Below are 13,594 nucleotides of genomic sequence, written 5' to 3' on the forward strand. Positions count from 1 at the left end.
ATACTTAGTTGTTGGAGGGATAACGAAGGAGGAACAAAAATCTCAACTCTAAAAGTGAGTTGGGATTTTTCAGTTTATTTTTAAAAGGGTTTTTAAGTTAGTAAGCGAATAGATTAATGGGAAAACAATTTTTATATAGGGATAACGGTGGAATAAGGTGAGTCAACCAACTGAAAATATAAAAGCAGTCTCAAAAACAATTAAATATATGAAAGAAAATATCAACGAAGAGCTGACCTCTGAAAAATTGGCAGAAGTGGCGGGTTACAGTTCTTATCATTTCTCCCGGATTTTTAAGGATGTTACTGGAGTTTCTCCAAGGCATTACCTTTCTGCATTAAGAATTGAAGCGGGGAAGGAACAGTTGATTGATTCAGCCTCCGACTCCATTCTAAAAACTTTACTCAACATCGGTTTTCAAAGTTTAGGTACATTCAGTTCAAAATTTAAACAGTTTGTCGGCCAGTCACCCAAGCAATTTCAGAAGAATGCTGAGGAGCTTCACCGTTATATGAATAGCTTGGATGAATTTCCGAATGATCTTGTGGTAGATGTAAAGCTTCCGGCAGTGCGGTGTAAGGTTGAAGCTCCGGAAGATTTTAAAGGCCTTATTTTTGTCGGGCTGTTTCCCCGGCCGATTCCTGACCAGGCGCCTCTAGCGGGGGCTGCAATAAGAAATACCCAACGGGAGGTAACCTTTTATGGCCTTCCTCCAGGAACTTATTATGCGTTGGCAGCGGCGATTCCGTGGAGCCTGAATCCTCGTGATTATTTTTTGCTGAGAAAAAATTTGCGCGGGAAGGCTGAAGAATCTATTAAAATTTCATCCGAAACTGTAGCTGATGTATTTATAAAACTTAGGGATCCATTACCATATGATCCGCCAATCTTAATTAACCTTCCAAGTCTTTTATTTGAAAAAGATAGCAAACTAGAAGAAAAATAACGATTTGACTTGTGATAGTTTTATTACAAAGGAGTGATGATTATGTTAAACAAAGTATGTGTTTTGACAATTAAGGTTGTTGACATGGAGGCAGCTCTAGAATTCTATACAAAGAAGCTGGATTTTGAAGTGTCAAAGCATTATGGGGAAAATATCGTATCGCTGGTACATGATGAGATTCCGATTGTGTTGGAGAAGTCTGATGAAGAAAGCAATATAGCTGGCCAGAAGGTTTTGCTGGGCATTCTAACCGACAATATCGACGAGGATGTCCACCGCCTGCGGCAAAAGGGCGTCAAAGTGCTATTTGATGAATCAAGGCCGTGTCCGCCGGGGAGATACAATATCATTGAAGATCCATCAGGTAACCAATTGGAGCTTGTTGAGTTTTCCAATTTACATAAGGTGAGGAGAAATTGATGGAGAAATCTTTGGTAAATGTAAATAATGAAATTACCGTCAATTTGTCAATTGAACTAGTTTGGCATGCCTGGACAATATCTGATCGTGCTGCTCAGTGGTTTGCACCCGATACCAATATAGGCTCGAAAGTAGGCGGGCCGTATGAGCTTTATTTTGTTCCTGGCAATAAATCAGGAATGAATACAAAAGGATGCAAAATTCTCAAATTGGATCATTGTAAAGAGCTCGTTTTTGAATGGAAGGGACCAGATCAATTTAACTCGCTTATGAATAAGGCATATCCTTTGACCAAAGTAACCGTTAACTTCGAAAAAGTAAGAGACGATACAACTAAAGTGATTGTACTTCACACAGGTTTCAAGGAAGGAGATGCCTGGAACGAAGCAATACAGTGGCATGAAATGGCTTGGTCAGGCGTTTTGAAAAGCCTGAAAAGCGCCTTGGAAACAGGTGAAGGCGAACTTTGCTGCCAGCCGGAATAGTGAGTATAGCAAGAACCACCCGGATAGACCGGGTGGTTCTGTCTGCTTATTCGGAAGGTTTCTCGCCTTTTGCTATATCCGAAGCATAAGGAATGATTCCCTCCGCTTCGATACCGAATGTATCAATTTGCTGTGAATGGAGGACAGTGCCTTCTTTATCAAGTACAGCGAAACCACGAACAGCAATCGGAGACTCTGGATCAAGCAGGTTAACCTTTTTGATCAATTTCAGGTCCTTATCGGAAATAACCGGATATTCAAGTCCCAACTCTTCCTTCATTGCTTTGTGTTCTTTTACGGAAGATGCACTTACTGTGTAAATATTGCCAGGGAACTGGCTGAATGAATCTTTTCGGTTCTGCAGCTCGACCAGCTGCGATTTACAGAAGTCTCAACCAACCCCAGTAAAAAAGAAGACGAGTGCAGGCTCTTCCATATTCTCAAAAGAAACATCCTTCCCGTTTTCATCTGGAAGGGATAGCGTAGCAGACTCTGATTTTTCGTTAGAACAACCACTTATGAATGCTCCCGCGATGAAAAGCATCAGGATGAAAATTGACTTTCGCATGATGCACCTCCTTATGTATCTTCTCTAGTATATCGTTTTAAACTGAAATCTCATTATATCATTTATGGATAATTTGTATCGACTTCAAAATTTGATTTGTTTCAATTGAATAAAAAGTTAGAAAAGGCGGTTTATCCTCTATCTACTTGGGAATGTGTCTAAATGTACAAAAATAAGTTGATGGAGGATGAATCATGTATATCCACAAAAAAGAATTATTGTTCCCAGTCCAAGTCAAGAGCCCAAATCCTGCCCATGCCGCTGCGGTATTAGAACAATTTGGCGGTGCTAATGGTGAATTGAAAGCCTGTCTCCAATATTTTGCCCAAAGCTTTAGCACTCCTGATCCTGCAATCCGTGATTTACTAATGGACATTTCAACTGAGGAAATTTCGCATCTTGAAATGGTGGGGGAGTGTATCACTCAGTTAATGGGTGGACCAGATAAAGAGCAGAAGATGGAAGATATGGGTGCAGATGAACGGAAAATGTCTGGTGAAGGAAATATCTTATCTGATGCTAAAAACCAAATCAACAATATGATGCAGTTCAACTTTAATTCTACTGTTCAGAAAAGCATGATTCTCGATGGCCATGGACTTGATTTTGTGGATTCTTCAGGAACTCCTTTTACAGGGAATTTTATTAATAATGTTGGCGATCTCGTGGCCAACCTTCAATCAGATCTCGCAGCTGAACTTCGCGCCAAAAAGGTATACGAAGAATTATACCGCCATGTAGACGATCCAGGTGCGAGGGAGATGTTCCAATTCCTGATCGATCGTGAAGCTGCCCATGCGACACTATTCGAGGAAGCCATCATGCGTGCAAAAGAAATCGAAAATAAAAAAGCACATAAAACAGGCGACCATGTAAATATGTATTTTGACCTCTCACTTGGCGGCCTTGCCAAAAATGAATTCAGCTTTGCCAAACAAGCAAAGGTATTTGAAGGCCCAATCGAGCCAAAAAAATAAGTGTCCTTTCAGCCCTCTGAATCTACTTGATTTGGAGGGTATATTTGTCTTGCACTTTTTTTAGATTACAGAGCTGATAATCCTAAAAAAAAAACGCAGTGATGATTTAAACTTCTCGTAACTAGATTAAAAAAAGGAATTTTCAATGTTCCCATAGAAATGGTTATGTAAAACAAAGGGGTAAAGGAATAAACATGAAAAAAGGTAAAATACTGTTCTTATTCGGCCTGTTCTTATACATGTCAGGTATCTACTTGTCGACCATTTGGGTAGTGCCAGGTGCCGCTATTGGTGTATCCGGTGGACTATTAATGGGTGCTAGTACATATTATTTAGCAATGAAAAATTGATCTGCGAGTGCAAGATGGACTCATTTCAATTTCTCATATTGCTCTCTGAACACTTTAAAAAGCCTCTCATCGCCACCGCGGTCGGGATGGAGGGCTTTAAGGATTTTTTTGAATTCCTTTTTCAGCACTGAGGCGCTTGTGTCCCGCTTTAAACCAAGTAATTCTTCCAGTTGGGATGCATCGGTGCCAGCAGCTTCAATTTGTGCATTCAGCATTTTTTTCAATGTCCGCACTTTTGATTGTTCAATATGCAGTCGGGTATTTAATATTTCTAGTTCTTCATTAAGTTTTTGATTTTTTCGCTTGGACTTTTCCAATTCAGCATTTAATTCATTCTTCTGCTCCTGAACAATAAATTCAATCAGGTCATTCAGGTGGATTTTATATAATACATTTCTCCTCTGGGATCTTTCAGCTTTTAATTGTCCTTCTTGGATCCACAACATAATCTCATCCACTGTGGCATCGATTCCGAAAGAAGATAATTGTTCAGCCGCTTCTTTGATTGTCAGCATCTAGTTCACTCTCTTATCTTAAAAATTATCAGACAAATATATCTTACCATTGATTTTTTTCAGAAAAAGAACAACAGTATGACAATGTATTACATATAGTTAATGAAAAATAAAGGGGCTGGAGTAAAAATGGCATTTATCATGTCGGAAGTTATTGAAGTATTGGAACGGACACCAAGAGTATTAGAGCAATATTTAGTCGGATTATCAGATGGGCTGCTGCAATCCAATGAAGGAGAAGGGACATGGAACCCATCCCAGGTAATCGGCCATCTTATTGACGGTGAGAAGTATAATTGGATTCCCAGATTAGAGCTGATCTTAAGCAATTCAAGTGAAAAGAAATTCCCGGTATTCGATCGTTTTTCACACTTGCAACAGTATCATGATTGGTCAATCGAGGAAAAGATCAGGGAATTCGCGTCTTTACGGGGGGACAGCATTGAAAAACTAAAACTGTTGATCAACGATAATTCTCAGCTAGAAATGACTGGAATCCATCCGGAATATGGGGAAGTAAAAGCACTCGAATTGATTTCTACCTGGGCGGTTCATGATCTAACCCATATTTCACAAATAACCCGAGTGCTGGCAAAAAGATATGATGAAGCAGTAGGGCCATGGAAGAGTTATTTAGGTATCTTGCAAAGTTAAGTAAATAAACTGTTATTAAGCAGCCCGTTTCATAATTGATCGGGTTGCTTTTTTAATATGACCAGTCATCCTTCCTGAAAGTTTCAGGAAGGAAATGTAAAGACATAAACAGAATATAGAGATAAGATTAATAGATTGGCAGGTAATTAAATGCTGAAGGCGTATGTGAAGTACATGCTATACATTCTCGACCATAAAATAAATGTCCTGGTTGAATGCTGGATGGAGGGACTATTCATACAGGGAATCACCCACGATTTATCCAAATTCTCTCCTAAAGAGTTTTTTCCTTATGCCAGGAAGGTTTATTCTGGAAAAAGATTAAGTGAAGAAGAAGAAATAAGATGGCGTTATGCATGGCTGAATCACCAGCATAAAAATAAACATCACTGGGAGTATTGGGTGGTTGATCCGAATAAAAAACTGGCATTGCCAATGCCACGAAAGCACTTACTAGAAATGGTTTGTGATTGGCGTTCGTTTTCAAGAAAGTGGGGAAGGAAGGTGAAATTCTCGACTTTGGACCTTTCTGATAGGATTATTCTTCATCCAGATACAAGGAAAGAACTTGAAATGATTATGAGAAATAATAAGAAACCAGACAGTAAAGAAATTTTTCCAAAAAAGACAACCTGAATGAGAACTTGCAGTAATAACATTATTGCCATATTGAAGTATTGATTGCCTGCCTATTTAATGTGTTTTATCAGGCAAAGTCGATTATCGGGGGATAGCTTAGATCAATCAATGTTTTTTAGTCAACAAACCTAAATTATTATTGGAAAAATCATCTAAGCAAAGAAGGTAACTGAATGGAGTATTTAACTCAGGGATTATTATTTATAGGATTATTTATTTTTATCATCCATTCGATCGAGACATTAGCTTATGCTGTGAGGTTATCGGGTGCACGTGTAAAAATGATTGCTTCTGCTCTCTCACTTTTTAATATAATGGTGATCGTGTCAAGATTAGCAAATATGATGCAGCAGCCTTTTACTGGAAGTCTGATTGATAACGCTCCAAAAGAAAACACACTAGAATTTGTTGAAGCTCAATTCCGGATACTTATTGGTGCATCAACTCTTGGTACAGTATTTGGAATTATTCTGCTTCCTACTTTCGTAGCTTTATTTTCAAGAGCAATCATTCATTTATCGGAAGAAAAAGGTTCTGTGCCTTCCTTGATGAAGAGGCTTTTTTCTTTGCAATACATAAAACGAGGCATCACTCATTTTAGTCTTCCTAAATTTTCATATTTACAGGGAACCAAAATGAATGAAATTCCGGTAAGGCTCTTTTTTGTCAATATGATCATAACTGCGATTTATACGATAGGGGTTTTAGCTGCACTGTATGCAGCATTACTGGTACCTGAAAGAGCAGCTACAGCAATTATGGCATCAGGTTTAATAAACGGGATTGCAACGATTCTTCTGGTCATTTTTGTTGATCCAAAATTATCTGTTATAGCAGACGATGTTGTCAATCAAAGAGGGAGTTACAATACGCTTAAAGGTATGTCAATAATGATGGTAACCTCAAGATTGTTAGGAACAATACTTGCTCAAGGATTTTTCTTATGGGGAGCAAGATATATAGCTTGGTTTACAAAATTCATAGTGCTGTTTAGATAAAAAAGCAGGAATTGTGATTGATTGAATCACATTGAAAGTCCAACGACTATCATTTTTAATCTTGAATACTATTCACTAAAGAAGTGTTTACCATAAATTTTAAATAAAAAGCCTTGAAGCATTTAAAAATTCTGCTCCAAGGCAATATTACAAATCAATTTTTTATCTAATTGCCCCGTGCGGCAAAACGGCATGAACTCCTTTGACGCCGTTCACGACCTGGGTGACTCGTAAATCGACGGTCACGCTTGCTAATGCAAGGGCTTCTGTGCGCTCCATTCCATGAAGTTCACACAATAAGTCTACCATCTCATCGAGTGCCTGTGCGGCTGCAAGGTTTAGATCTTCATTGAAACCGAAAGTCAGCCAACCATCCGGGGTGTTGGCACGCGGCATCTTCAGTGAAAGATCATCCCTCAGTGACAGAGTGATATCGACCAAATCCATTGGACACTCGATTGCCGTGCCTGATAATTCACCGTCCCCCTGTGCGGCGTGGCCGTCACCGATGGAGAATAATGCTCCTTCAACAGAAATTGGCAGGTATAGGGTACTGCCTCTTTTTAACTCCTTGCAGTCGATGTTGCCGCCGCAGTAACGGGGAGGAGAGGTTCGATGAACGCCAGGTTCTGCAGGAGCGACGCCCATCAGTCCGATGAATGGGTTTAATGCAACATTGACTGGTCGGCCGCTTACCTCCGTTCTGGCAGTCATTGTGCTATGATTTAACTCCCAGTCTAGTCTGATTCTTTCGGATCCTGTGAGACCAACCGCGTCATTTTGCCAGCTTTTTTTGCCCCCGGCCCAGTTCGTCCCGTACCAGCCAGGCACGACATCGTTCAATTTCACTTCAAGCACCATTCCAGGCTTTGCCCCTTTTACTTCAATCGGCCCAACCATAGGGTGCAGGGGAGTTTCTTCTTTTACAGCAGAGTGGAAGAACTCTCTTTCGATTCCTTTGGATGCTGAATATCCCCATTCAATGTCTGGGGTCTGCATACGGATTGAGTCTCCAGAGTCAACTGTCATGATTGGTTTATATTCATTAGAGAAAGACCCGTGCAGATTTTCAGATTTTAAGACGATTTTATGTATCATGGTTTCATCTCCTTATGCAATTTCCTTTTTAACGATTTCAGCTTTTGGATTTCTTTTAAAAAGCCTTGGATTCGTTCCAATATAGACACCTGATAATACGAGTGCTGCTCCGGCTGCATGAGCGGCTGTGAAATTTTCGCCTAAAAATAAAGTGGCCATTATAACCGCAGATACCGGCATGACATTGATGAAAATTGATGCCTTGGCAGCGCCAATTTCTTTGATGCCGTTATAATACATGACGAATGAAACGACCGTGACCAACACGCTCATATGGATAATGGCAAACCATGTCGTACCTGATGCCTGCTGGACATCCTGCCATGATGTTTCAGTGAGAGCGAACGGTAGTAAAAAGAGTGTACCAAAAACGACTGCGTAGGTAGTGGACTCAACTGAACTGAACTTCTTCAGCACTATTTTCCCTACCACACTATAAAGCGCCCAGCTTACCACAGAACCCATCAAAACGAAATCAATTGGCTCGAAACCGAGTTGAATCAAGTTGATCAGATGTCCATCAGTAATGATAAAAATAGCACCTGAAAGGGCGATGGCCAATCCAATCACATTGTTGCGGGTGATCGTTTCTTTTAAGAACAAAGCCGATAAAAGCACGATCAACACCGGATTGGAGGCAATGAACAGAGAGCTTTTAATGACCGGTGCATGCTTGCTCGCCAGGAAAAAGAAGATGTTGTATAAGGCGATTCCCGTCAAGCCAAGAACAGCAAATAAAATATAATCCTTCAGGTTCGGTTTCTGGCGGTTTTTCTCCATCAAGAACATGAGAGGGATGAGGAGGATGGCAGCCCCGAAAAAACGAAAAAAGGCGACAGTCGCCGGTTCGAAGCTTTGTACTGCGTATTTTCCGGCAATGAAAGCACTGCCCCATGTTGATGTGGCAAAGGTCAACATGCCATAGGTAAGCCATAGTTTTTTGTTCATTCTAGTCCCTTCTTTATGTATGATTTAAATAGTATTGTAGCATCTTTTTCGAAAAGCGAAATAAAATTTTAGTAAGTTCTGAAACTTTTTTTGCAGATGAGGAGTCATACGCAGGAATGAAAAAGGAACATATGAACTCGAAGTTTGGATGTAATCCCTATTGGAACACTCTTTTAACCAGGGAATTACTTTTTCAATTAGAAATACGGCTGCAGAGGCATTAGCCCTCTGTTTTTTTATTCGTACAATTTATTTCTTTTTAGAAAATGGTACTAAATATGCCAATCGACATACCCTGCTGCGTTATAAATAGGTCTATACGAGTTACAAAGTAGGTTGCATAAAGTCGTAATTTAAACATTTTACCTAGAAATTAATATTGTCTTTAAGAAAAAGGAATCATTTTTCTGTCTATGCCACACCCAATAGGACGAAATCATACTGGAAATAATTAGAAAGTTTTAGTCGTAGACCGTAACTTTTTAGGATTACACTGAATTGGGCTTATTTTGAAAATTTCCCAAGACTAACTAATTATTCATTTACTGAATATTCAGTTTTATTTTCCGAATTTTCGACAAAATTCCAGGCCGCAAGAGGCTATGGTTGATTTAGCACCTATTTCACATAGAGTGTGCGACGAAAGGAGGGCAGGGAAGAATCCAAACGGAAAATACTTAGGAGGTAGAGGGATGAAACGTAAAAAAAGCCGAATATTATCCGTACTTCTATCAACTGCATTGGTCGTGCCATTGCTGCTTCAACCACAGATCCAGACAAATGCTGCTACAAAAGGAGTCAGTGTTTCTGCGAAGGAAGCAGTCCAAACTGCAAAGCAAAAAGTGAACAAAAAGCTTTATACCCAATTTGAAAAAGAGGATAAAGTAACCTTCTTGGTAAAAATGAAAGAGCAGGTTGACACGAACGCTGTCGCAAAAGAGGCAGCGAAAAAGGCCAGCCTGTCAAAAGCCACTCCTGCAAAAACAAAATTAATGAAGCGTTCCACGATTGTATCTGAGCTGAAAGCAAAGGCTCAGGAAACGCAATTCGATGTTCTTGAATACCTGAAGAAACAGGAAAAGAAAGGCGCGGCTAAGGGTGTTCATTCTTACCATGTAGTGAATGCAATTGCAGTAACAGCTACAGAAGAGGTAATGAATGAGCTTGCTGGTTTCGCTGAGGTTGATAAAATCCTTCCTAATGAAACAAGGCAGCTGTTCGTCCCTGAAAAATCAGCTGTAGCTGTTCAGGACCCTGCAGCTAAAACAAATTCGATTGAATGGAATATTGACCGTGTTGGAGCACCAGCTGTCTGGGATATGGGGATTGATGGCAGCGGGATCACCGTAGCTTCGATTGACACAGGTGTCCAATGGAATCACCCTGCGTTACAAGAGAAATATCGGGGCTATGACTCCGCCACCGGAGAAGTGTCGCATGCAGGTAACTGGTTTGATGCTGTTGCCGGCCAATCTGCGCCGTATGATGACCATGGACATGGGACGCACGTTACCGGCACAATGGTAGGGTCCGAGCCTAATGGTGGAAATGTCATCGGGGTAGCTCCAGGAGCAAAATGGATTGCTGTTAAAGCATTCACAGCCTCTGGCGGTACGGATGCTGACTTGCTGGAAGCTGGCGAATGGATTCTTGCACCAAACGGAAACCCGGAATTAGCACCGGATGTTGTCAACAACTCATGGGGCGGCGGACCAGGGTTGGATGAATGGTACCGCCCAATGGTTCAAGCGTGGAGAGCGGCTGAAATATTCCCAGAGTTCTCTGCCGGGAATACAACTTTCAGCAATCCAGGTGGTCCAGGTTCGGTTGCGAACCCTGCCAACTATCCGGAATCAGTCGCAACAGGTGCGACAGACATCAATAATAATTTGGGAAGCTTTTCACTTTTAGGACCGTCTCCATATGGTGAGATCAAGCCTGAACTGACGGCACCTGGAGTGAATATCCGCTCTTCTGTACCGGGAAGCGGGTATGAAGGCGGCTGGAATGGAACGTCAATGGCCGGGCCGCATGTTTCAGCGGCAATCGCATTATTGCTGCAGGCAAATTCTAGTTTGACTGTTGATGATCTGGAAGAGATTTTAATGACGACAGCCTTGCCTTTAACAGACAATGCTTATCCTGAATCACCGAATAATGGGTATGGTTCTGGATTGTTGAATGTTTTTGATGCCGTTTCCTCTGTTGTTTCTGGTCTGGGGAAATTAAAAGGGCAAGTTACAAAGGATGGAGACGACAGTGAAGCACCGGTGTTGGAGCATTCCCAACCTGCCACGGTTTTCGCAGGAATGCCACTGACTTTAGAGGCTTCAGCTGCCGACAACATCAGTGTAACAAATGTTGAAGTTGAATATCAATTAGAGGATGGATCTTGGTCATCTGTTTCCGCAGTACGGACGGGCGGTGACTATAAAAATGGAACGTATCAGGCCACTATTCCAGGTGACGCGATTTCTGGTAATGAATTTTCGTATAAATGGAAAGCAGTGGACTTTGGAGGTAATGAAACAGTAAGCGAATTTACTGTATCAGTTTTACCAGGAATAACTGTAGGCTATGAGCAGGACTTCGAAAATGATGCTTCCGGCTGGACCTCATATGGGGATGCAAATAGCTGGGAGTGGGGCACGCCGACAAGTGGTCCTGGCTCTGCTTTTTCAGGAGAGAAGGTTTATGGAACTGCTCTTGCTGGAACGTATCAAAGCCGGGCGAACATGTCACTGCAAATGCCGCCGATCGATTTGCCGGAAGGCAGCAGCTACCTTCAGTTCAAGCAATGGTATAACCTGGAGAGAAATTATGACTACGGGCATGTATTTGTCTCCACCGATGCAGTTAACTGGGTCCAAAAATTGCGTGTGAATAATCTATCGAATGGCTGGATTGATGGTGAAGTAGACTTAAGTGAATATGCCGGCCAAAGAATTTATGTCGCTTTCAATGTAACAACTGATGGCAGCGTAGTCAGGGATGGCTGGTATCTGGATGATGTAGCTTTATCTGATACTCCGCTTGCCGCGCCAGCTAAAGCAGATACAGTTTTAGATAAAGACGACACGAAGGCTAGTCTGAAAGAAGAGGTTGATCCAAACAAGATCCAAATGTTACTGCCTAAGCAGCAAAAGGCTGAAAGTTCAGCAAATCCGATGGCATTGCCTATGCAGGCTCAAGTGACAGTTGTTGAATCAGGCCGTTCTGTAAAAACAAATCCTGCAAATGGCAGTTATGAGCTGACACATGCTGCTGGAAGCTTTACTGTTCTGGCAGAAGCCTATGGTTTCCGTCCACAGACTCAAACAGTAGAAATTGAGCAGGATGGGGAAACAACGGCTAACTTCAACCTTGAGGAATTGCCAAAAGGAACAATAACTGGTTCCATCACCAACAAAGCAACTGGTGAGCCTGTTGAGGGTGCGACGGTTTACTTGTTGGAGGATGCGAATATTGCTCCTGTGGCAACAGATGAGAATGGACACTATTCGCTGACTGCATATGAAGGTGAATACACGTTAAAAGTGATTGCTCCGCATTTCTATAGTCAAGAGGCGTCCGTGACGCTTGATGGCGATGTCGAGCAAAACTTTGAGATCAAGCCGTTCATCGGTTATCCAGGTGAAATCGGCTATGATGATGGCAGCGCTGAAAATGCACGTGCATTCTATGACGCTGGCAATGGGTGGGCAGTGAAGATGTCATTGGCTGAGGGCAATGACAAAGCCTTAGTTACTGGCGGACTGTTCCGGTTCTGGGATGCAGAATGGCCGGTTCCTGGCGGTACGGATTTCAAAGTGGAAGTATACGATGCAAGTGGCACTGACGGTGCACCAGGCAAGAAACTGGCGGGACCAATCGACGCTACTGCATTGAGAAATGGCGAGTGGACACATGTTGATTTAAGCAGCCATGGCATCGTAGTAGAAGGAGATTTCTACCTGGTATATATCCAGGCTGGCGTCAACACAGCTTCACCAGGTTTGGCTACCGATGAAAACGGTGAGAATGCATTAAGAAGCTGGCAGCTGGTAGGTGGCGGCTGGTCACAATCTCCAGAAGATGAAGGAAACTATATGATCCGTGCAGTAGTTGATTATGAGGTGACAGCACCAAGCATCTCTTCTCCTGTAGATGGATCTTTTACAAAGGATGGTACTGTAAAAGTAGAAGGTTCGGCAGCGCCGAAAACAACCGTCCATATCTATAATGATGGTGAAGAGGTTGCAACCACAACTGCAACCGATAATGGTAATTATGCAGTTGATGTCGATCTCAATGAAGGTACGAATGTACTGACAGCCAAAGCATCGACAGAGCAAGGAATCACTGATGCATCAGAGCCAGTTACAGTAGTTTTTGATCCGAATGCACCTGAGTTGTCGATTTCCTCACCTGCAGATGGAAGCAAAATCAATAAAGAAACCGTTACGGTTACCGGAGCGATTGCTGATGCCAATCTGGGCACTGTTAAAGTTAACGGAACAGCAGCGAAGATTGATAACGGAACCTATTCAGCTAGGGTCATGTTGGATGAAGGGAAAAACGAAATCAAAGTGGTTGCAGAGGATAAGGCAGGAAACATAACTGAAGAATCTGTAAAAGTTGATGTGAAATACACTGCCCCTGTGATTTCAAATGTGAAACCGGAAGTGGATCAGACATTGAAAAAAGGCGAAAGTGTAAAGGTCGAATTCTCTAGTGAAGAGGACCTGGATGCGACGTTTCTCATTCATATGCCATTAACGAGCAATTCACTGACATCGAATGCAACAGAGCTCCCAATGCGTGAGGTGTCTCCAGGAAATTACGCAGGCTACTATACAGCGACTAAGGATGTCGTTGCAGATGGTGCCGTCATCGAAGTCAAGGCTGTTGACGCCTATGGCAATGAAACAAGAAAAACCGCAGAGGGCAAGCTGTTCATCAATGTGAAGAAGAAAAAGGGTAATAAATAGTATTTGTTTAAACAAGGAAGGGCCTT

The 13,594-nt window shown here is 41.9% G+C and carries 12 protein-coding genes and 1 pseudogene; 8 read left to right on the forward strand and 5 right to left on the reverse strand.

Annotation, left to right across the window (positions count from 1 at the left end; genetic code table 11):
- The first annotated feature begins 208 nt into the window (after window positions 1-208).
- Genes J7E38_RS10235 through J7E38_RS10245 form a run of 3 tightly spaced genes read left to right on the forward strand, consistent with a single transcriptional unit; the run spans window position 209 to window position 1,851 of the window.
- Window positions 209-946 (forward strand): helix-turn-helix domain-containing protein, encoded by a 738-nt coding sequence (locus tag J7E38_RS10235; RefSeq protein WP_214705651.1) that lies wholly within the window; start codon window positions 209-211, stop codon window positions 944-946.
- A 42-nt stretch (window positions 947-988) separates the two neighbouring features.
- On the forward strand, window positions 989-1,366 hold the full coding sequence (locus tag J7E38_RS10240) for a VOC family protein (RefSeq protein WP_214705652.1): 378 nt from the start codon (window positions 989-991) through the stop codon (window positions 1,364-1,366).
- On the forward strand, window positions 1,366-1,851 hold the full coding sequence (locus J7E38_RS10245; protein WP_214705653.1) for an SRPBCC family protein: 486 nt from the start codon (window positions 1,366-1,368) through the stop codon (window positions 1,849-1,851). Before J7E38_RS10240 ends, J7E38_RS10245 begins: the two co-directional genes overlap by 1 nt.
- A gap of 46 nt (window positions 1,852-1,897) precedes the next feature.
- Here J7E38_RS10245 and J7E38_RS10250 read toward each other — a convergent pair.
- Window positions 1,898-2,227: pseudogene (locus J7E38_RS10250) on the reverse strand (redoxin domain-containing protein); the annotation flags it as partial.
- Between the two features lie 15 nt (window positions 2,228-2,242).
- Complete coding sequence (locus tag J7E38_RS10255) at window positions 2,243-2,419, reverse strand: hypothetical protein (protein ID WP_214705654.1); 177 nt, start codon at window positions 2,417-2,419, stop codon at window positions 2,243-2,245.
- A 194-nt stretch (window positions 2,420-2,613) separates the two neighbouring features.
- On the opposite strand from J7E38_RS10255, the gene J7E38_RS10260 reads away from it, so the two are divergent.
- Window positions 2,614-3,396 carry a manganese catalase family protein gene (locus tag J7E38_RS10260; protein ID WP_214705655.1) on the forward strand — a complete coding sequence of 261 codons (783 nt, stop codon included), beginning with the start codon at window positions 2,614-2,616 and terminating at the stop codon, window positions 3,394-3,396.
- 370 nt (window positions 3,397-3,766) lie between these two features.
- Here the strand turns inward: J7E38_RS10260 and J7E38_RS10265 are convergent, their stop codons facing one another.
- Complete coding sequence (locus tag J7E38_RS10265; RefSeq protein WP_214705657.1) at window positions 3,767-4,261, reverse strand: J domain-containing protein; 495 nt, start codon at window positions 4,259-4,261, stop codon at window positions 3,767-3,769.
- 129 nt (window positions 4,262-4,390) lie between these two features.
- Between J7E38_RS10265 and J7E38_RS10270 the strand changes: the two genes are divergently transcribed.
- The 3 genes from J7E38_RS10270 to J7E38_RS10280 all read left to right on the forward strand — a co-directional run bounded on the left by J7E38_RS10270 (window position 4,391) and on the right by J7E38_RS10280 (window position 6,552).
- Window positions 4,391-4,915 (forward strand): DinB family protein, encoded by a 525-nt coding sequence (locus tag J7E38_RS10270; RefSeq protein ID WP_214705658.1) that lies wholly within the window; start codon window positions 4,391-4,393, stop codon window positions 4,913-4,915.
- A 150-nt stretch (window positions 4,916-5,065) separates the two neighbouring features.
- Window positions 5,066-5,551, forward strand: a complete 486-nt coding sequence (locus J7E38_RS10275) for a DUF5662 family protein (RefSeq protein WP_214705659.1) — start codon at window positions 5,066-5,068, stop codon at window positions 5,549-5,551.
- A 176-nt stretch (window positions 5,552-5,727) separates the two neighbouring features.
- Window positions 5,728-6,552, forward strand: a complete 825-nt coding sequence (locus J7E38_RS10280; RefSeq protein ID WP_214705660.1) for a lipid II flippase Amj family protein — start codon at window positions 5,728-5,730, stop codon at window positions 6,550-6,552.
- Between the two features lie 162 nt (window positions 6,553-6,714).
- Here the strand turns inward: J7E38_RS10280 and J7E38_RS10285 are convergent, their stop codons facing one another.
- The gene (locus J7E38_RS10285; RefSeq protein ID WP_214705661.1) at window positions 6,715-7,650 is read right to left on the reverse strand and encodes an acetamidase/formamidase family protein; all 936 of its coding nucleotides are present in this window, start codon (window positions 7,648-7,650) and stop codon (window positions 6,715-6,717) included.
- Window positions 7,651-7,662: 12 nt separating this feature from the next.
- On the reverse strand, window positions 7,663-8,598 hold the full coding sequence (locus J7E38_RS10290) for a DMT family transporter (protein ID WP_214705662.1): 936 nt from the start codon (window positions 8,596-8,598) through the stop codon (window positions 7,663-7,665).
- Between the two features lie 692 nt (window positions 8,599-9,290).
- Here J7E38_RS10290 and J7E38_RS10295 point away from each other — a divergent pair.
- Entirely contained in the window at window positions 9,291-13,568 is a 4,278-nt protein-coding gene (locus J7E38_RS10295; protein WP_214705663.1) for a S8 family peptidase, read from the forward strand.
- Window positions 13,569-13,594 lie beyond the last annotated feature (26 nt).

It is taken from the genome of Bacillus sp. ISL-35, from assembly GCF_018613355.1.
In the GTDB taxonomy this organism is placed as follows: Bacteria; Bacillota; Bacilli; order Bacillales; family Cytobacillaceae; genus Mesobacillus.

Bases quoted from the DNA above. Each gene is read 5' to 3' on its own strand.
- J7E38_RS10295 (WP_214705663.1), top strand. From the start codon at position 9,291: ATGAAACGTAAAAAAAGCCGAATATTATCCGTACTTCTATCAACTGCA.
- J7E38_RS10260 (WP_214705655.1), top strand. From the start codon at position 2,614: ATGTATATCCACAAAAAAGAATTATTGTTCCCAGTCCAAGTCAAGAGC.
- J7E38_RS10275 (WP_214705659.1), top strand. From the start codon at position 5,066: ATGCTGAAGGCGTATGTGAAGTACATGCTATACATTCTCGACCATAAA.
- J7E38_RS10235 (WP_214705651.1), top strand. From the start codon at position 209: ATGAAAGAAAATATCAACGAAGAGCTGACCTCTGAAAAATTGGCAGAA.
- J7E38_RS10280 (WP_214705660.1), top strand. From the start codon at position 5,728: ATGGAGTATTTAACTCAGGGATTATTATTTATAGGATTATTTATTTTT.
- J7E38_RS10285 (WP_214705661.1), bottom strand. From the start codon at position 7,650: ATGATACATAAAATCGTCTTAAAATCTGAAAATCTGCACGGGTCTTTC.
- J7E38_RS10255 (WP_214705654.1), bottom strand. From the start codon at position 2,419: ATGCGAAAGTCAATTTTCATCCTGATGCTTTTCATCGCGGGAGCATTC.
- J7E38_RS10240 (WP_214705652.1), top strand. From the start codon at position 989: ATGTTAAACAAAGTATGTGTTTTGACAATTAAGGTTGTTGACATGGAG.
- J7E38_RS10270 (WP_214705658.1), top strand. From the start codon at position 4,391: ATGGCATTTATCATGTCGGAAGTTATTGAAGTATTGGAACGGACACCA.
- J7E38_RS10245 (WP_214705653.1), top strand. From the start codon at position 1,366: ATGGAGAAATCTTTGGTAAATGTAAATAATGAAATTACCGTCAATTTG.
- J7E38_RS10265 (WP_214705657.1), bottom strand. From the start codon at position 4,261: ATGCTGACAATCAAAGAAGCGGCTGAACAATTATCTTCTTTCGGAATC.
- J7E38_RS10290 (WP_214705662.1), bottom strand. From the start codon at position 8,598: ATGAACAAAAAACTATGGCTTACCTATGGCATGTTGACCTTTGCCACA.